This is a genomic window from Microbacterium sp. PI-SA-G (assembly GCF_057215335.1).
This window is the reverse complement of record NZ_CM170103.1, coordinates 2,550,195-2,567,448: the sequence shown is the minus strand read 5'-3', so window position 1 is coordinate 2,567,448 and position 17,254 is coordinate 2,550,195. Positions and strand designations below refer to the sequence as shown.

At 69.0% G+C, this 17,254-nt stretch carries 17 protein-coding genes and 1 pseudogene; 2 read left to right on the top strand and 16 right to left on the bottom strand.

Annotated elements, in window-relative coordinates:
- Positions 1–4 precede the first annotated feature (4 nt).
- The 10 genes and pseudogenes from AC2D10_RS12610 to AC2D10_RS12565 form a co-directional block, all read right to left on the bottom strand.
- A pseudogene (locus AC2D10_RS12610) lies at positions 5–397 on the bottom strand (Fur family transcriptional regulator); the annotation flags it as partial.
- Between the two features lie 9 nt (positions 398–406).
- Positions 407–820 carry a DUF5615 family PIN-like protein gene (locus tag AC2D10_RS12605; RefSeq protein WP_484708137.1) on the bottom strand — a complete coding sequence of 138 codons (414 nt, stop codon included), beginning with the start codon at positions 818–820 and terminating at the stop codon, positions 407–409.
- Positions 807–1,229: a hypothetical protein gene (locus tag AC2D10_RS12600; protein WP_484708136.1), complete on the bottom strand. Its 423-nt coding sequence runs from the start codon at positions 1,227–1,229 to the stop codon at positions 807–809. The genes AC2D10_RS12605 and AC2D10_RS12600 overlap by 14 nt, the downstream gene beginning before the upstream one ends.
- 31 nt (positions 1,230–1,260) lie before the next feature.
- A complete protein-coding gene (locus tag AC2D10_RS12595; protein ID WP_484708135.1) occupies positions 1,261–2,121 on the bottom strand; it encodes a metal ABC transporter permease in 861 nt (286 codons plus the stop codon).
- The gene (locus AC2D10_RS12590) at positions 2,118–2,981 is read right to left on the bottom strand and encodes a metal ABC transporter ATP-binding protein (protein WP_484708133.1); all 864 of its coding nucleotides are present in this window, start codon (positions 2,979–2,981) and stop codon (positions 2,118–2,120) included. The genes AC2D10_RS12595 and AC2D10_RS12590 overlap by 4 nt, the downstream gene beginning before the upstream one ends.
- A complete protein-coding gene (locus tag AC2D10_RS12585) occupies positions 2,978–3,982 on the bottom strand; it encodes a metal ABC transporter solute-binding protein, Zn/Mn family (RefSeq protein ID WP_484708131.1) in 1,005 nt (334 codons plus the stop codon). The genes AC2D10_RS12590 and AC2D10_RS12585 overlap by 4 nt, the downstream gene beginning before the upstream one ends.
- Positions 3,983–4,103: 121 nt before the next feature.
- Positions 4,104–5,798 carry a glycoside hydrolase family 13 protein gene (locus tag AC2D10_RS12580; protein WP_484708129.1) on the bottom strand — a complete coding sequence of 565 codons (1,695 nt, stop codon included), beginning with the start codon at positions 5,796–5,798 and terminating at the stop codon, positions 4,104–4,106.
- A gap of 58 nt (positions 5,799–5,856) precedes the next feature.
- Positions 5,857–6,735, bottom strand: coding sequence for a carbohydrate ABC transporter permease (locus tag AC2D10_RS12575; RefSeq protein WP_484708128.1), 879 nt, complete (start codon positions 6,733–6,735; stop codon positions 5,857–5,859).
- Positions 6,735–7,664 carry a carbohydrate ABC transporter permease gene (locus tag AC2D10_RS12570; protein ID WP_484708127.1) on the bottom strand — a complete coding sequence of 310 codons (930 nt, stop codon included), beginning with the start codon at positions 7,662–7,664 and terminating at the stop codon, positions 6,735–6,737. Before AC2D10_RS12570 ends, AC2D10_RS12575 begins: the two co-directional genes overlap by 1 nt.
- A complete protein-coding gene (locus AC2D10_RS12565; RefSeq protein WP_484708126.1) occupies positions 7,661–9,007 on the bottom strand; it encodes an ABC transporter substrate-binding protein in 1,347 nt (448 codons plus the stop codon). The genes AC2D10_RS12570 and AC2D10_RS12565 overlap by 4 nt, the downstream gene beginning before the upstream one ends.
- 100 nt (positions 9,008–9,107) lie before the next feature.
- Between AC2D10_RS12565 and AC2D10_RS12560 the strand changes: the two genes are divergently transcribed.
- Entirely contained in the window at positions 9,108–10,328 is a 1,221-nt protein-coding gene (locus tag AC2D10_RS12560; RefSeq protein WP_484708125.1) for an ROK family protein, read from the top strand.
- Positions 10,329–10,379: 51 nt separating this feature from the next.
- On the opposite strand, the gene AC2D10_RS12555 is transcribed toward AC2D10_RS12560, so the two are convergent.
- From AC2D10_RS12555 to AC2D10_RS12540, 4 genes are read right to left on the bottom strand one after another with little or no spacing between them, the layout of a single operon-like run.
- Complete coding sequence (locus tag AC2D10_RS12555; RefSeq protein WP_484708124.1) at positions 10,380–11,723, bottom strand: dihydrolipoamide acetyltransferase family protein; 1,344 nt, start codon at positions 11,721–11,723, stop codon at positions 10,380–10,382.
- 49 nt (positions 11,724–11,772) lie between these two features.
- On the bottom strand, positions 11,773–12,753 hold the full coding sequence (locus AC2D10_RS12550; protein ID WP_484708123.1) for an alpha-ketoacid dehydrogenase subunit beta: 981 nt from the start codon (positions 12,751–12,753) through the stop codon (positions 11,773–11,775).
- On the bottom strand, positions 12,750–13,877 hold the full coding sequence (locus tag AC2D10_RS12545; protein WP_484708122.1) for a thiamine pyrophosphate-dependent dehydrogenase E1 component subunit alpha: 1,128 nt from the start codon (positions 13,875–13,877) through the stop codon (positions 12,750–12,752). Before AC2D10_RS12545 ends, AC2D10_RS12550 begins: the two co-directional genes overlap by 4 nt.
- 9 nt (positions 13,878–13,886) lie before the next feature.
- Positions 13,887–14,987: a histidinol-phosphate transaminase gene (locus AC2D10_RS12540; protein WP_484708121.1), complete on the bottom strand. Its 1,101-nt coding sequence runs from the start codon at positions 14,985–14,987 to the stop codon at positions 13,887–13,889.
- 145 nt (positions 14,988–15,132) lie between these two features.
- Here AC2D10_RS12540 and AC2D10_RS12535 point away from each other — a divergent pair, with 145 nt between their 5' ends.
- A complete protein-coding gene (locus AC2D10_RS12535) occupies positions 15,133–15,540 on the top strand; it encodes a phage holin family protein (RefSeq protein WP_484708120.1) in 408 nt (135 codons plus the stop codon).
- 24 nt (positions 15,541–15,564) lie between these two features.
- Here the strand turns inward: AC2D10_RS12535 and AC2D10_RS12530 are convergent, their stop codons facing one another.
- The gene (locus AC2D10_RS12530) at positions 15,565–16,845 is read right to left on the bottom strand and encodes a hypothetical protein (protein ID WP_484708119.1); all 1,281 of its coding nucleotides are present in this window, start codon (positions 16,843–16,845) and stop codon (positions 15,565–15,567) included.
- A complete protein-coding gene (locus tag AC2D10_RS12525) occupies positions 16,842–17,105 on the bottom strand; it encodes a hypothetical protein (protein ID WP_484708116.1) in 264 nt (87 codons plus the stop codon). The genes AC2D10_RS12530 and AC2D10_RS12525 overlap by 4 nt, the downstream gene beginning before the upstream one ends.
- Positions 17,106–17,254: the final 149 nt, after the last annotated feature.

Here is a 17,254-nt window from a genome sequence, read left to right as displayed (position 1 = left end):
GGGTCTCGCGCTTCTTGGCGCAGGGGGTGCAGAGACCGAAGATGTCGACGACGTGCGCGGCATCCGTGAAGCCGTGCAGGGCGGCCGTGCGGTGTGCCCACTGCTCGACGTCGGTGGCCTCGATCTCGACCGTCAGTCCGCAGGAGCGGCAGATCAGATGGTGGTGGTGGCCCTGCGTGGTGCAGGCGCGGTAGAGCGCCTCGCCCTCGGGGCTCTGCAGCGAATCGGCGTCGCCCGTGGCGGCCAGTCCGGACAAGGCGCGATAGACCGTCGCGAGTCCGATGCCGGTGTTGTCGTCGCGCAGCGACGCGTGCAGGTTCTGCGCGCTCACGAATCCGCGGGCGTCGGCGAGCGCTTCGCGCACGCGTTCGCGCTGCCAGGTGTTCCGCTGAGCCATACGGAGAGTCTAATCGTCGGGCATTGCCGAGGGCTGGGAGTGCGCGGAACCGGGGTCAGCCGCCAGCCACCACACAAATGACAGCTGATCGGACTGGATGGGCGGAGCCGACACGAACGCGATCAGCGCTCGCCTCAGTCGATCCAGGCCGCTCCGAGTCCGAGGGAAGCGCGCGTGATGACAGAAGACGACGCCGTGATGACGACCGACCCGGTCAATGGCGACGGTGAACGTGGAGACATCTTCCGTCACGACGGTGCGTTCCTCGACGACGGCGGCGCGGAGCACCGACGTGTCCGGGGCGCCGCGCAGGTCGTCGCGGTCGACCACGGCTACGGCATCGACACCCGCGGCGCGCAACGCCTCGGCCAACCAACCCGGGTAGTGCTCGTCGAGCAGGATCCTGAGGTCAGGCGGCGTCAATCGCCTGACGCCTCTCCCATGCCGCGAGCGCGTCGTCCTGCGCGGCGCGGTGGCGCTCGATCAGCGCATCGATCTCGTCGCGATAGTCAGCCCAGTACCGAAGAGCCGCCTCGACGTCGTCGTCCACGAGTCCGAGCGCGTAGCTCAGCACCTCGGGCTTCCGTTCGCCGGGCGCGTGCGCCGACCAGGCTTCAGCGATGCTCCAGACCTCCGGGCCGTCGACCAGCCGCGCTCGCCGCTCTCCCGTCTCCACCGTTGCGTAGCGGATCTTCGGATGCTCCTGCATCCTCAGCCATTCCTCCACCGCGCTGTTGATGACGCCGGACTTGGTCTGACCGGTGAGGTGGACGTACCGAGTGAGCGCATCATTGACTCGCTCGCTGAAGCGGACGTTCGTCGGAGCTACCATGCGCTACAGCGTAGCACCGCGCGGAACCGGGTCAGGCGCGAACGCGCTTCACGCGGGCGCGGGTGCGCTGTACGATCCAGCAGACGCAGTAGATCAGGAACGACAGCGTCGTGATGTACGGACTGACGGGCAGCGTTCCGGCCAGCGCGAGCAGGATGCCGCCGACGGCCGAGACGAAGCCGAACAGCGCGGCCAGCAGTGGCACTGCCACCGGCCCGGCGGTCACGCGCATCGCGGCTGCGGCGGGAGTGACCAGCAGCGCCATCACGAGCAGTGCGCCGATGATGTGCACGCTGACGGCGACGATCAGCCCCAGCAGCACCATGAACACCAGGCTCACCGTGCGCGTCGGCACGCCACGCGCCGCGGCCGACTCCGGGTCGAGCGAGTCGAAGCGCAGCGGGTTCCACATCACGAGCAGACCGATCAGCACGACCATGCTGATGCCGATCAGCCAGCCGAGGTCGGGGCTCGACACCGAGACGATCTGCCCCGTGAGCAGGCTGAAGCGGTTGGCGCTGCGCCCGTCGTACAGCGACAGGAAGAGAATTCCGAGGCCGAGGCCGAACGGCATGAGCACCCCGACGATGGAGTTGCGGTCGCGTGCCTTGGCCCCGAGCACGCCGATGAGGATCGCCGCGACCAGCGCTCCCCCGAGGGAGCCGACCACCACGCTGCCGCCGAACAGCAGCGCTGCGGCCGCCCCGGCGAACGACAGCTCGCTCACCCCGTGCACCGCGAACGCGAGGTCGCGCTGCATCACGAAGACGCCGATCAGACCGCCGACGATGCCGAGCACGGCACCCGCCACGATCGAGTTCGCGAGCAGTGCGACCAGCTCGCCGTAGTCCTGGAACGAGAAGACGTCGCTCCACTCGACGAGCGGCCTCATGCGGCACCGCCGTGGTCGTCGTCGTGCGTGTGATGCGGCTCGGCGTCGGGCACGCCCACGACCACCAGGCGGTCACCGGCGCGCAGCACGAACACCGGCGTGCCGTAGAGCTCGGTGAGCACGCGGGTCTGCAGCACCTCGTCGGGGGTGCCGAGCAGGAAGCGCCCGCCCGCGATGTACAGGATGCGGTCGACCCGGCCGAGGATCGGGTTGATGTCGTGCGTGACGAACAGCACCGCGGCATCCCGATCCCGTCGCTGCCGGTCGATGATGTCGGTGACGGCCAGCTGGTTCGCCAGGTCGAGGTTCGACAGCGGCTCGTCGCAGAGAAGTAGCGAGGGCTCGTCGGCGAGCGCCTGCCCGACTCGGAGTCGCTGCTGCTCACCGCCCGACAGCATCCCGACCCGGCGATCGGCGAAGTGCGCGGCACCGACCGATTCGAGCAGTCGATCGACCTTGGCGCGGTCACCGCGATGCGGGATCGGGAGTCCGAAACGACTGCCCTGCACGCCCAGCGCGACCAGGTCGCGGGCGCGCATGCTGGTGTCAGGCGCCAGCGACCGCTGCTGCGGCACGTACCCGATACGCGCGTTTCCGCGGTGCACCGGCTGTCCGGCGACGCGGATGGTTCCCGACGACAGCGGTTGCAGGCCCAGGATGCTGCGCAGCAGCGTGGTCTTGCCCGAGCCCGATGGTCCGAGCACGGCGATGAACTCGCCCGCGCGCACGGTCAGATCGAGTCCTGACCAGAGTTCCCGCCCGTCGCGATGCAGCGACGCGTCCGCGATCTCGAGGACCGGGGTCGCGTCACTCTCGGCCGTCTCTCCGCCGTGGGGTGCCTGTCGAAGGCCGCCCGTCACGGCTGGATCGCGGCGGCGAGGCTCTGGATCGCGTCACGCATCCACTCAGAGTACGACGATCCTTCCTCGAGCAGCTCCGTGAAGGCGACGACCGGGATACCGGCGGCCTTCGCGGCGTCTTCTACACGCTGCGTCTCGGCCCCACCGGTCTGGGCGTTGGTGAGCACCGCGGTGAGTGTTCCGCCCTCGATCAGGGTCAGCGACTCGAGCAGCACGGCCGGGGCGACATCGGTGCCCTCCTCGACCGACTCCGCGAAACCCTCGGGCGTCGCGTCGGTGAGACCGGCCGCCGTGGCGAGGTAGCCCGGCAGCGGCTCGGTGATGAAGACGGTCTTGCCCGCCGCGGCGGACTGCAGCCCCTCGAGGTCGGCCTCGAAGCCCTCGAGATCGGCCGTGAGGTCGGCGGCGTTCGCCTCGAAGTCGGCGGCGCCGTCGGGGTCGAGCTCCGACAGCTCGTCGGTGACGGCCTCGATCACGTGGATCATCGCGTGCGGGTCGAACCAGACGTGCTCGTTGAAGCCCTCGATGTGATCGTGGCCCTCGTGGCCTTCCGCATCCTCGGCGTGGTCGTGCTCCTCCTCGGCATGCTCATCTTCAGCGTGCGCCTCGTCGGAGTGGCCCTCGTTGCCGGGGTAGTCGTGCGCGAACTCGACCGCGGTGACCACGTGCGGGTCCTTCGCGTCCTGCAACAGGGTGTCGACGAAGGAGTCGTATCCGCCGCCGTTCTCGATCACGAGATCGGCCTTCTGCACGGTCAGCCGGTCGCGGGCGGTCGCCTCGTACGAGTGCGGGTCCTGCGTGGCGGACTCGATGATCGAGGTGACGTCGACACGGTCCCCACCGATCTGCGCGGCGATCGAGCCGTAGACGTTCGTGCTCGCGACGACCTGGATCGTGCCGCCCGCATCGCCCTCGGTCGCCGCGGTCGGCGAAGAGGAGCATCCGGCGAGCGCGAGAGCTGCGACGGATGCGAGGGCGAGGGGAGCGAAGAGCTTTTTCATCCCTCCACTCTACGCGCTAATGAGAACCATTATCAAAGCGGGTGCACGGCGGGAGGCGCGAATGGCCGCCTCCCGGGCAGGGAAGCGGCCATTCGCGACACCTCGCGGCGTCAGAACACGCTCAGTCCGGGAGCACGAGCCCCGCGGGCGCGATCCACGCCGTGGCCTCACCCGCGAGCAGGGGTCCCGCGAGGGGAACACTCGACAACACCACTCCCGCAGCATCCGCGCCGAGGTCGAACGGCTCGGTGCCGAAGTTCGCCACGACCTGCCACCCGTTCGGGCGGGCGAAGCGCAGCACATCGGGGCGTCCGGTCTCGATCCACTCCAGCGTCTCGCCGGTCTGCAGCGGATGCCGCAGCCGCAACGCCTCGCGGTACAGGTTCAGCGTCGACGTGGGGTCCTCGGCTTCGACGTCGACCGCGTACGCCGAGAACCACTCGGGCTGCGGCAGATGCGCCTCGGCGAGGCCGAAGCCGAACGAGACGCCGTCCGCCGACCACGGGATCGGCACCCGGCATCCGTCCCGGCCCAGACCGTCGAACTCGGCGCCGCGGAAGAACCCCGGGTCCTGCCGCTGCTCTGGCGTGATCTCGGCGACCTCGTGGAGGCCGAGCTCCTCGCCCTGATACAGGTAGGCGCTGCCCGGAAGCCCGAGCATGAACAGCGAGGCGGCACGCGCGCGGCGCAGCCCCTGATCGCGGTCGAGCATCTCCTCCGGTCCCCCGGCGGCGACCCACTCGGTGCCCTGCTTGACCGCGCGCCCGTTCAGCGGCGCGAGCCCGTAACGGGTCGCGTGGCGGGTGACATCGTGGTTCGAGAGCACCCACGTGGTCGATGACCCCGACTGCTGCGCCAGCTGCAGGTTCTCGTCGATGATCGACCGGAACTGCGCCGCGTCGAAGTCAGCCTCAAGCAGATCGAAGTTGAACGCCTGGCCGAGCCCCGACGCCGACGCGTAGCGCGCCCGACGCTCGGGCGTCGCCACCCACGCCTCGGCCACAGCGGTGCGCGGCGGGTCGTACGAGTTGAACACCTCGCGCCACTCGGCGTAGATCTCGTGCACGTCGTCACGATCGGTGATCGGATGCGTACCCGTGGTGCGGTCCATCGCGTCGAGCTCGAGCTGCGACGGCAGCGGCTCGGTGAGGTCCTTGGTGAGCATGTGCGCGACGTCGACCCGGAAGCCGTCGACCCCGCGATCCGACCAGAAGCGCAGCGTCTTCAGGAAGTCCTCGCGCACCTCGGGGTGATCCCAGTTGAAGTCGGGCTGCTCCACGGCGAAGTGATGGAAGTACCACTGCCCGTCCTCGACGCGCTGCCACGCGCTGCCGCCGAACACCGAGACCCAGTCCGTGGGCGGCTCGGAGCCGTCGGGTCCGGTCCCCTCACGGAAGATGTACCGCTCGCGGGCGGCCGACCCGCGGCCGGCGGCGAGCGCCTCCTGGAACCACGCGTGCTGGTCGGAGCTGTGGTTCGGCACGATGTCGACGATCACGTGGATGCCGCGGGCATGCAGCGCCGTGACCATCCGGTCGAAGTCCTCGAGCGTACCCAGGCGCGGGTCCACGTTCCGGTAGTCGGCGACGTCGTATCCGCCGTCCGCCAGCTCGGAGGGGTAGAACGGGCTCAGCCAGATCGCGTCGATCCCGAGGTCGGCGAGGTAGTCCACGCGGGAGAGGATGCCGGGGATGTCGCCCAGGCCGTCTCCGTTCGCGTCGGCGAAGCTGCGAGGGTAGATCTGGTACACGGCAGCCTGACGCCACCAGGCGGCAGCCGTGTCTGTGCGGGTCTCGGTGAGAGTCGCATCGGTCATGAGAGGGTGTCGCTCCTTCTGTTGTTGCGGTCGGTCGAACGGTCGGTGGTCGGGTGGCTCAGCCCTTGACGGCGCCCTGCGTCACGCCCTCCATGACGAAGCGCTGCGTGAACAGGTAGGCGAGGATCGCCGGCGCCATCGCCATGAGGTACGACGCGAAGGCGACGTTGTAGTTGTTGCTGAACTGGTTCTGGAAGAGGTTCTGTCGCACGGGCAGTGTCTGCATCGCCGGATCGGAGATGATCAGCGACGGCAGCATGAAGTCGTTCCAGGCGTAGAGGAAGGCGAAGATGCCGACCGTCGCGCTCATGGGGGCGAGCAGCGGGAAGATCAGCTGCCAGAACGTCTGCCACGTGGTCGCGCCGTCGATGCGGGCGCTCTCCTCGAGCTCGATCGGGATCGACCGCAGGAACGCGGTGAACAGCAGCACGCTGAAGCTCAGCTGGAACATCGTCGCGAGGATGATGACGCCGAGCGGATTGTCGAGTCCGAATCGTCCGGTGAGCTGGATCTGCGGGAGCGCCACCACGGGGAACGGGATGAACATCGCCGCCAGCAGGTAGAAGAACGACCAGCGGAACAGCTTGCGATCCCAGTTGCGCGCGATCGCGTACGAGGCGAACGCCGCGAGCAGGATCGTGGCGATCACGGTGCCGGCGGTGACCAGGAACGAGATCGCGGCGCCGACGGGGAACTTCGTGAGGTTCCACGCCTGCACGAAGCCGTCGATGCTGAACGGCGCCGGCAGCGAGTACGCGTTGCCGTCGACGGACTGGCCCGAGGTCTTGAACGCCATCGAGATGGTCACGTACAGCGGCAGCAGCACCGTCACGGCACAGAGGATCAGGATGATCGTTCCCGACCAGTTGACCCGCTCCATCTTCATGCGCGGCTTCTTGCCGGAGTGCGTCTGGGGGGTGATCGTCTGCGTCGACATCAGAGGGCGTTCCTTCCGCGGGTCAGCGAGAGCTGAAGCAGCGAGATGAGCACGGCGACGATGAAGAAGATGGTCGCGTTGGCCATCTGGTAGGCGTAGTCGCCGCCGTTGAAGCCCGCGATGATCGTCATGGCGACGCTGCGGGTGGAGGTGCCGGGCCCGCCGTTGGTGAGTCCGACGATGATGTCGTAGGCGTTCAGGAAGCCCTTGAATCCGAGGATGATGTTGATCACGACGTAGCCGGCGACCAGCGGGATCGTGATGCGGGTGAGCTGCTGGGTCTTGCTGGCGCCGTCGATGCTCGCCGCCTCGTACACCTCGCCGGGTACCGACAGCAGACCGGCGATGTAGATCAGCAGCGTTCCCGGCACGGCCTGCCAGGCGGTCACGATCACGATCGCGACCCAGGCGAGATCCGGGTTGGCGAGCAGGCTCGTCTCCAACCACGGGATGCCGGACCCGGCCGCCGCGGAGGGCAACGAGTTCGAGAACAGGAAGTTGAAGACGTAGGCGATGATGATGCCCGAGATCACCATCGGGATCACGAACACGGTGCGCAGCCCGGTCTTGAAGCGGATGCGCGAGGTGAGCCCCACCGCCAGCATGAAGGCGATCACGTTGACGACGATCACCGTGGCGATCGAGAAGCCGAACGTGAACAGGTAGCTCTGCAGGATCGCCGGATCACTGAACATCGCGATGTAGTTCGTGAACCCGTTGAAGCTCCACTCGCCGATGCCGATGGAGTCCGTGAAGCTGAAGAAGATGCCGATGACGCCGGGCACCGTGATCGCGAGCGTGAAGAGCAGCAGCGTCGGCAGCAGGAAGAGATAGTAGATCGGCTCGACGCGTTTCGTGTGGCGCCGCAGCGTGCGGTCACCGCCGGTGACCACCGCGGTGGTGTCGGTGGTGGGGGCCGTGGTCGTCATGGCGTGGACTCCTCTGTCTCAGCCTGTGCCGGATCTGTCTCAGCCGATGCGGAATCCTGTGTCGTGGGGATCGGCGCACGGAACGCGATGCGCGCCCAGTCCGCATCCATGGTGCGCAGTGTCGAGGTCGTCGAGGCGCCGAGCACCATCGCCTGCGCGTAGTTGAACATCGGAAGGGTCTTGGGAACGAGCACCGAAGGACCCTGGTAGATCTGACCGTTCTCGTAGTACTCGGTCATGCCCTCGATACGCGGATCGTCCGGCGGCGCGGCATCCTTCGTCGGCGTGAAGCCGAGCTGCGAGGCGTTGTAGGCCTCGATGTTCTCGGGCAGATACAGATACTCGAGGAAGTCCCGGGCGGCCTCGGGGTTGCGGGCCTCTTCGGGGATCATCGCGGCGAGGTCCATGTTGACGCGCACGCCCAGCTCGGCAGGGTCGTCGGTCATCGGCAGCGGGAACGTGCCGAGCGCGAGATCCGGATCGGTCTTCGCGATCTCGCTGAACGCCCACGGACCCTGCAGGTACATGGCCGCCTCGCCCTTGGCGAAGGCCAGGTTGCCGTCACCGTAGGCGCGGCTCGCGGCATCCTCGTTGGTGTACTCGGTCGCGAGCTGCATCATGCGCTCCATCGGCTCGGCGAAGTCCTTCTCGAACGACACCTCCGAGTCCGCGCCCACCTCGGTGCCCTCCTCGGCGAGCGCGTCGAAGAACTCGATCACGTCGACCGAGCCGCCGGCGGTGTAGTCGTACCAGCCCTGCGCGACGGTCCAGTCGTCCTTGAACGTGGCGTAGAACGGGTCGATCCCCGCGGCCTTCAGCTGATCGCAGACCGCGATCAGCTCGTCCCAGGTCTGCGGGATCTCGAGCCCCTGCTCCTCGAAGATCTGCTTGTTGTAGATGACCGATGCCGCCATCACCGAGTAGGGCAGGGCGCTGGTGCGACCTTCGCACGACCCGTACTGCTCCATGAGCGGCTGCAGGTCTTCGCGGATGTTCGCTGCGGCATCCGTCTCGGACAGGTCGATGAGCGCGCACCGCTGCACGAAGCGCGCGACCTCGTAGTTGTAGTTCGCGAGCATGATGTCGGGCGGGTTGCCCCGCACGAAGCTGGCCGAGACGACGTCGACGCCCGAAGTGTCGATCTCGACGCGCACGTCGTCCTGCGAGGAGTTGTACTCCGCGACGAGCTCGGTCATGAACTCGATCGCCTCGCGTTTGCTGAAGGTGAAGCGGATGGTCTCCGCTCCGGAGCCGGCTGCGCAGCTCGTGAGGGCGGCTCCGACCAGCGTGAGCCCGAGGCCCCCGGCGATCATCCGCAGCGCGCGTGTTCTTCTTCCAGACACCGTCGTCCTTTCATCTGTAGATGCGCGAACTAAATCTAGTGAGCGAATCTACTCTGTCGGGAGGTACTCTCTCATTGGCAGGACAGGGAGGTCAAGGGGCGTGACAGAAGTATCCGCGGGGCTCGGCACGGGGCGTGCGAGCGTCGGCGCCGTGCTCGACTTCGCCTGGGCGGCCAAGGAGTTCACCGCCACCGACGTCATGGCGAGCACCTCACTGACCCGCTCGACCGCCATCGACGCGATCGACACCCTCGTGGGCGCCGAGGTCTTGCGCGAACTCCCCAATGCTCGCGCTGCCGGAAGCTATCGCTCGGGCCGCCCCGCCCGACGCTTCGGGCTCTCCCCAGACCTGGGGGTCGTGATCGGCGTCGACGCGGGCGACACGCACCTCGCCGTCACCGTCGCCGACCCGATCGACCGCACGCTCGTGCACCACCGCATCGAGGTCGACCCCACGCAGTCCGTCGCCGCCCGTCGCGCCACGATCATCGAGAACCTGCACGCCGCGCTGGCCGAGGCCGAGGTGTCGCCCGATCGCGTGCTCGCGCTGTGCGTCGGCGTCGCGGCACCGGTCAATCGCTCCGGCATCTCGCCCCCGCACCCCGAGGGCTTCTGGGAGCGCACGAACCCCGGACTCGCCGAGGCGCTGCGTGACTGGGCGCCTGTCGTCGAAATCAAGAACGACGCACAGCTCGCCGCTATCGCCGAGGGCACGGAGGGGGCGGCGATCGGATGCCGAGACTACGTCGCCCTGCTCGCGAGTGAGCGCTACGGCGGCGGTGTGGTCATCGACGGACACGTGCTCCACGGTGCGCACGGCGGCGTCGGCGAGGGTGTCGTGTTCGACCACATCATCGGCGTCGGATCGGCGATCGGGCTGCGCTACTCGACGCAGGAGCAGGCACGGGCAGCAGTGGCGAGCGGGGAGATCGCGACGGACAGCGCGGTCGGACGCGTGGTCGGCAGCGCGCACGTCGACGCCCGCCTGCTGCTCACGCTCGCGGCATCCGGAGACACCGACGCTCTGCTGATCGCGGAACGCGTCGGCGCGACGGTCGCCCGCGTGGTCGGCGTGCTGGGCAGCATGTTCGACCCGGCACGCGTGATCGTCTGCGGCGCGGTGGCCGAGAGCATCGAACCCGTGCTCGCGGCAGCCCGACGCATCCTGCCCGACGAGCTGCATCTGCCCGCGCCCGAGCTGCTGGCGTCGACGCTCGGGGCCGAGGTCGTGTCGGTCGGCGCGGTGGCGACGGCGCGGCGTGCGGCGCGCGAGCGCGCGGTGCCGCTGCTCGCGGAGCTGCGCCTGCGGCCTTCGGCGTAGGTCGCGCGAGGTTTCGGCGCAGCATCCGCCGCCGTTCCGGCGGGCGACAGCTCAGTCGACGAGCAGCGCCGGCTCCTCGAGGACCGATGCCACGTCGGCGATGAAGCGGCTCATGCCGTCGCCGTCGATCACGCGGTGGTCGAAGGACCCGGCCACCGTCGTCACCCAGCGCGGGCGGACCTCACCGTCGACGACCCACGGCTTCTGGCTGATCGTGCCCATGGCCACTATTCCGGCCTCACCGGGGTTGATGATCGGCGTGCCGGCATCCATCCCGAACACTCCGATGTTGGTGATCGTGATGGTGCCGCCCTGCTGGTCGGCGGGCGAGGTCTTGCCCTCGCGCGCGGTGAGAGTCAGGCGATTGAGCGCCCGGGCGAGGTCCTTCATGCCGAGGTCCTGCGCGTCCTTGATGTTCGGCACGAGCAGGCCGCGCGGCGTGGCGGCCGCGATGCCGAGGTTCACGTAGTGGCGCACCGAGATCTCTGCGCCGTGCTCGGTCTCGACCCACGCGGCGTTCACCATCGGCGTGCGGCGGGCGGCCCAGATCACCGCGCGCGCCATGATCAACAGCGGCGAGACGCGGATGTCGGCGTAGTCCGGCGATGCCTTGAGGCGCTTGACGAGTTCCATCGTGCGGCTGGCGTCGATCTCCTTCCACACGGTGACGTGCGGGGCCGAGTACGCGCTCTGCACCATGGCGGATGACGTCGCCTTGCGCACGCCCTTGACCGGGATCGACTCGGTGCGACCGTCGTCGTTCGATGCGCCGGAGGGAGTTGTGGCGACACCGCGGGCCAGACCGGCCGGAGCGCTCTGCGGTGCCGGCACCGTCTCCTCGCGCACCTCGCCCCACTCCGGGGTCTCGATGTTGCGGAACACGCTGGCCTGCGACGCCAGCTTCATGACGTCGTCGCGGGTGACCTCGCCGTCGGCACCGCTCGGGGTGACCGTCGTCAGGTCGACGCCGAGGTCCCGCGCGAGCTTGCGGATCGGGGGCTTGGCGATCACGCCGACCGACGAGCGCACCGGACGCTCGGCCGGACGCTTGCGACGCGAGCTGGCTCCGCCGCCCGTGCCATAGCCGACGAGCACCGAGCCGCCGCCCTCCTCGGGCGCGGGGGCGACCGCGACCGCGGGCTCCGCCGATGCATCCGCCGTGGTGAAGGTGATGATCGGGGTGCCGACCTCGACCGTCGTGCCCTCGGCGGCCAGCAGCTCACCGACCACGCCGGCGTGCGGCGACGGCAGCTCGACGAGCGACTTCGCCGTCTCGATCTCGCACAGCACGTCGTTGATCGCGACCGTATCGCCCGGCGCGACCTTCCAGGCCACGATCTCGGCTTCGGTCAGGCCCTCGCCGACGTCGGGGAGGGTGAAGTTCTGCGTGCTCATGAGCGTGCCTTTCGGGAAGTGCTGCAGTCGAGCCGTTCGAGCGTCGGTGTCAGTAGGCGAGTGAGCGGTCGACGGCTTCGAGGATGCGGTCCGCATCGGGGAGGTAGACGCCCTCGAGCTTGGCGGGAGGGAACGGGGTGTCGTAGCCCGAGACGCGCAGCACCGGAGCCTCAAGCGCGTAGAAAGCGCGCTCCATGACCGTCGCGGCGACCTCGCTGCCGAGGCTCGTGAACCCCTGCGCCTCCTGCGCGTAGACCATGCGACCGGTCTTGCGCACGGAGTCGAGGATCGGCGCGTAGTCGATCGGCGACAGCGACCGCACATCGACGACCTCGCAGCTGGTGCCCTCCGATTCGGCGAGCGCCGCCGCCTGCAGCAGGGTCGTGACCATCGCGCCGTGCCCGACCAGAGTCACGTCGCTCCCCCGGCGCACCACGCGTGAGGCGTGCAGCGGTGCGGCCGACGACTCGAGGTCAACCTCGCCCTTGGGCCAGTAGCGGCTCTTGGGCTCCATGAAGATCACGGGGTCGTTCGAGGCGATGGCCTCCTGGATCATCCAGTACGCGTCGTTCGGCGTCGACGGCGAGACCACCCGCAGCCCCGGGGTGTGCGTGAAGTACGCCTCGGGGCTCTCCTGGTGGTGCTCGACCGCGCCGATGTGTCCGCCGTAGGGGATGCGGATCACGATCGGCAGACTGATCCGGCCCTCGTGACGGTTCGTCAGCTTCGCCAGTTGGGTCGTGATCTGGTCGAACGCGGGGAACACGAATCCGTCGAACTGGATCTCGATGACCGGACGGAAGCCGGTCATCGCGAGGCCGATCGCGGTGCCGACGATCCCGGACTCCGCGAGCGGGGTGTCAAGCACCCGACGCTCACCGAAGTCGCGCTGCAGGTTCTCGGTCACGCGGAACACTCCGCCGAGCTTGCCGATGTCCTCGCCCATGAGCAGGACCTTCGGGTCGTTCTCCATCGCCTTGCGCAGGCCGGCGTTCATCGCCTTGCTCAGCGGCATCGTCTCGAGGGTCATGCCTGGTCTCCTTCGAACGACGCCTCGTACCGTGCCTGCCAGGCCTTCTGCTCCTCGATCAGCGGATGCGGGTCGCTGTACACGTGGTCGAACATGCGGCTGACCGGCGGCGGGCCGAGCTCGACCGTGCGGGCACGCAGGTCTTCGGCGGCGTCGGCTCCTTCGGCGTCGACCTCGTCGAAGAAGGATGCCGCGGCACCCTTGCCCTCGAGGAACGCGCGCATGCGGGTGATCGGGTCGCGCTCCGCCCACGATGCCTCTTCGGCGCTGCCGCGGTACTTCGTGGGGTCGTCGCTGGTGGTGTGCGCGCCGAGTCGGTACGTGACCGCCTCGATCGCCCGCGGGCCCGCACCGCCGCGCGCCTCGTCGAGGGCGACCCGCGAGACCGCGTAGCTGGCGAGCACGTCGTTGCCGTCGACGCGAATGCTGGGGATGCCGTAGCCGGCGCTCCGCTCGACGAGCGGCACGCGCGACTGCGTCGAGACCGGGACGGAGATCGCCCAGTGGTTGTTCTGCAGGAAGAACACGGTCGGGGCCTGGTAGCTCGCCGCGAAGACCATGGCCTCGTGCACGTCGCCCTGGCTCGAGGCACCGTCGCCGTAGTAGACGATGACGGCCTCGTCGCGGTCGGCGTCGCCGGTGCCGGAGCGCCCGTCGAAGGCCAGCCCCATCGCGTACCCCGTGGCGTGCAGCACCTGCGAGCCGAGCACGAGCGTGTACAGCCGGGTGTTGCCGTTCTTCGGGTCCGTGGGGTCCCATCCGCCGTGCGAGACGCCGCGCATGAGCTTGATGATGTCGAGCGGATCGACGCCGCGGATGCGGGTGACCGCGTGCTCGCGGTACGAGGGGAAGATCGTGTCCTGCGCGCGGGCGGCGCGACCGGAGCCGACCTGAGCGGCCTCCTGCCCGCGGCTCGGCGGCCACAGCGCGAGCTGCCCCTGACGCTGCAGGTTGGTCGCCTGAGTGTCGAGCGCGCGGATCACCACCATGTCCCGGTAGAACTGCTCGAGCTCCGCATCGCCGATCGCCTCGATCAGCGGCAGGTATCGCTCGGCGGCGGGACTGGGCGCGAAGCGGCCGTCCTTCTCCAGGACGCGGACGAGTTCAGTCTCTGACGAGGTCACCGTTCCACGCTATCCGAGGTTGGTCGGCACAGGCTGGAGGGTCCGCACAATGGATTCCGCGACCTGTAGGACCTTGTCCACCGACTCATGCTCTCCGACGGATACGCGGATCCCGTCGCCCGGGAACGGCCGCACGACCAGGTCGCCCGCGACGAAAGCCGCCGCCGCCTCGTCGGTGCTCTCACCGGTCGGCAGCCACACGAAGTTGCCCTGCGCGTCGGGGACGTCCCACCCCTGCGCGCGAAGACCTGCGACCAGTCGCGTTCGGCGCTCGACGATCGCCGCCACCCGCTCGAGGAGCTCGCCCTCGGCGTCGAGGCTCGCGATCGCGGCGTTCTCGGCGGCCGAGGTGACGGAGAGGGGGATGCCGGTGGTGCGCGCCGCATCGAGCACCTTCTCGTGCCCGATCGCGTAACCGATGCGCAGACCGGCGAGACCGTAGGCCTTCGAGAAGGTGCGCAGCACCACGACGTTCGGATGCTTCTCGAAGATGCGCTCCGCGAGACCGTTCACGGCGTCGGGCGCCGTGACGAACTCGGCATAGGCCTCGTCGAGGATGATCAGCACGTCCGCGGGCACACGCTGCACGAAGGCGGCGAACTCGGCGCTCGTGACGATGGGGCCGGTCGGGTTGTTGGGCGTGCAGACGATGATCGCGCGGGTGCGGTCGGTCACGGCATCCGCCATCGCATCGAGGTCGTGACGCGCGCCGGCGGCCAGGGGAACCTGCACGCCGGTCGCGCCGGCGACGAGCGGGAGGCTCGGGTAGGCCTCGAAGGAGCGCCAGGCGTAGACGACCTCATCGCCGACGGATGCCGTCGCGAGGATCAGCTGATGCAGGATCGACACGCTGCCCGAGGCGACGTGCACCTGCTCGGCGGTCACGGCGTAGCGCGCGCCGAGGCGGGCGCGCAGACGGCCGGCCGTCGCATCCGGGTAGCGGTTGATCGGGGTGGTGTGCGCGAGCGCCTCGACGACCGACGGCAGCGGGTCGAAGGGGTTCTCGTTGCTCGAGAGCTTGAAGGCGTCGGGCCCTGCCGGCTTTCCCTGGCGATACGGCGCGAGCGCGGCGATGGCGGGACGGATGCGGGGCAGGATCGGGTCGGTCACGGGTCGAGTCTACGAGCCGGAGGACGCGCGACACGGATCGAAGTTGATCGCATGAGCACGGCTGTCCCCGACGAGTTCGATGCAGACAGCCGGAGGACGCGCGACCGCTGACATCGCGGGACGATCATGGAAGACTGAGCGGACCATGCGCTTCATCATCAGAGTCGTCGTCAACGCGTTCGCCCTATGGGTCGTGACGCTGATCCCCGCCCTGCAGGTCATGATCATCGCCTTCCCTCCGGGAGAGCCCCTGCAGCTCGTGCTGACGCTGCTCGCGGTCGCCGCGATCTTCGCCCTGGTGAACACGATCATCGGCACCGTCGTGAAGATCGTCGCGTTCCCGCTGTACATCCTCACGCTCGGCCTGATCGGATTCGTGATCAACGGCTTCCTGCTGTGGCTGACCGCATGGATCACGAGCGGCTTCGGCTGGGGCCTCACGGTCGGCGACTTCTGGTGGGGCGTGCTCGCGGCGATCCTCATCTCGCTGATCAACGGCCTCTTCGGCTTCATCCTGCGCCCGCAGAGCAAGCGATCCCGTCGCCGGGACTGAGCGAACAGCACAGCTGGACGCGTCTCACTCGCGCTCGGCGCGGTAGTCGGTCGAGGTGATCTCGACCGCCCCCTCGAGATCGGCCCAGACGCGGTCGACGGCCTCCAGACGCGGGTCGCCGGAGGCGTCCACCATCTCCGCGGTCTCGACGTACTCGTCATGGCCGTGCGACTGGATCAGAAAGTCCTGCAGCCCGAACAGCGGATCGGCCACGCGTCTCGCGGTGAAGCTGTCGGGCGACCCCGTGCCCTCCGGGGACCCGCCGCCCGCGAGCGACGAGACCACGTCGTCGGTGTGCCGCAGCTGCACGATCAGCTGGTCGTCGCCGACGGTCGGTTCGACCGGAGCTCCGGCGGTGACCAGCAGCTGCACGTCGTATCCGCTCTCCATCGCGAGATGCGCGGCGACCATCGCCCCCTGCGAGTGCGCGACGACCACCACGCGGTCACCCGGCTTCGCCCCCGACTTCTCGAGCGCGTCGAGCGTCGCCTGATACGAGGCCGACTTCTGGCCCGTGTAGAGCTGCGTGTTCGAGCGCATGTCCCAGGGCTCGGCCCCGCCGAACGCGACGGTCTGCGTTCCCTTCACGTACACGGCGAACTGCTGCGTGCGATCGGGCATCGTGTACCGCTCCACTCCCACCTGTGCACCTGCCGCCTTCGGAAAGCGCCGCAGCGCGTCGGCGAGTGAGGTGGGCGGTCCGGTCGGCGTGGTCGTGCGGGCAGGCGTGACAGCCACCGCATCCGCCGTGCCCGTCAGCCGTGCACCGGCGCGGACCTTGCCGAGTCCGGTGAGCAGAGACAGGACGGCGCCCGTGAGGAAGATCTGCGGCGTCGCCGCCCCGGCCGCGTACCAGGGGATCGCCAGCCCCTCGAAGCGCTCGTCCGTCCAGTCGGCCACCAGCCGGTCGGCCATGCGCCCGAGACGCGGGTCGGATGCCAGGAGCCGGTCGAGTCGCGCCCGCACCGCCGCCGCCCCCGCCGCATCGGTGATCCGCAGCGCGTCAGCCTGCGCGCGCAGCTCGACCACCTCGAATGCGTCGGCCATGAGCAGCGTCGCCGCCCCGGCCTCCTGCGTCTCGGTGAGCAGGGCCCCGACCCGCTCGGCGCTCCACCGTAGGGCTCCGACGTCGACCCGCTCGAGCAGCATCGGCGTGATCGCGACGATGCGCTGCGCGCGGCGAATGGCCTCCTGCGCATCATCGAGCCGCGCCGCCAGCGCCAGCACGCGCGAGCCGATGTCACGCAGCACCTCGGTGTCGACCGCGATCGCACCGCCGTGATCGATCTGCAGCCCGTCGCTCATGCGGCTGCCGCCCGTTCCAGCTCCCACTGCCGCATGCGCAGGTCGCCGACCTCGGAGCGTGTGCGGTGCTGGAAGCGCTCCAGCACGGAGTTCAGAGCCTGCACGCCGTCGGAGTGCCACTCCGATTCATCGGCGAGAGCGAACAGCGCCGCGCCCGTCTCGTCGAGGGCGCGCATCGCGGCGATGATCTCGCGGGATGCCGCGAACCAGGCCCACATGTCATCCGAGCCGGCGGATACCGCGTTCACGAAGGGGTTCATGCGACCAGCATCCGGGACCGGCAGACCCCTGCCTCACCGGGATCACGCCACCCGTGGAGACCCGTGGCAGACCACCGCGCTGTGCAGGATGCTCCGGGGCAGGCAGAATGGAGGCGTGACATCCCCGGATCCCTTTCGCGTGATCTTCG

Bases quoted from the DNA above. Each gene is read 5' to 3' on its own strand.
- AC2D10_RS12595 (WP_484708135.1), bottom strand. From the start codon at position 2,121: ATGAGGCCGCTCGTCGAGTGGAGCGACGTCTTCTCGTTCCAGGACTAC.
- AC2D10_RS12585 (WP_484708131.1), bottom strand. From the start codon at position 3,982: ATGAAAAAGCTCTTCGCTCCCCTCGCCCTCGCATCCGTCGCAGCTCTC.
- AC2D10_RS12570 (WP_484708127.1), bottom strand. From the start codon at position 7,664: ATGACGACCACGGCCCCCACCACCGACACCACCGCGGTGGTCACCGGC.
- AC2D10_RS12530 (WP_484708119.1), bottom strand. From the start codon at position 16,845: ATGAGCGACGGGCTGCAGATCGATCACGGCGGTGCGATCGCGGTCGAC.
- AC2D10_RS12555 (WP_484708124.1), bottom strand. From the start codon at position 11,723: ATGAGCACGCAGAACTTCACCCTCCCCGACGTCGGCGAGGGCCTGACC.
- AC2D10_RS12525 (WP_484708116.1), bottom strand. From the start codon at position 17,105: ATGAACCCCTTCGTGAACGCGGTATCCGCCGGCTCGGATGACATGTGG.
- AC2D10_RS12600 (WP_484708136.1), bottom strand. From the start codon at position 1,229: ATGGTAGCTCCGACGAACGTCCGCTTCAGCGAGCGAGTCAATGATGCG.
- AC2D10_RS12550 (WP_484708123.1), bottom strand. From the start codon at position 12,753: ATGACCCTCGAGACGATGCCGCTGAGCAAGGCGATGAACGCCGGCCTG.
- AC2D10_RS12535 (WP_484708120.1), top strand. From the start codon at position 15,133: ATGCGCTTCATCATCAGAGTCGTCGTCAACGCGTTCGCCCTATGGGTC.
- AC2D10_RS12575 (WP_484708128.1), bottom strand. From the start codon at position 6,735: ATGTCGACGCAGACGATCACCCCCCAGACGCACTCCGGCAAGAAGCCG.
- AC2D10_RS12580 (WP_484708129.1), bottom strand. From the start codon at position 5,798: ATGACCGATGCGACTCTCACCGAGACCCGCACAGACACGGCTGCCGCC.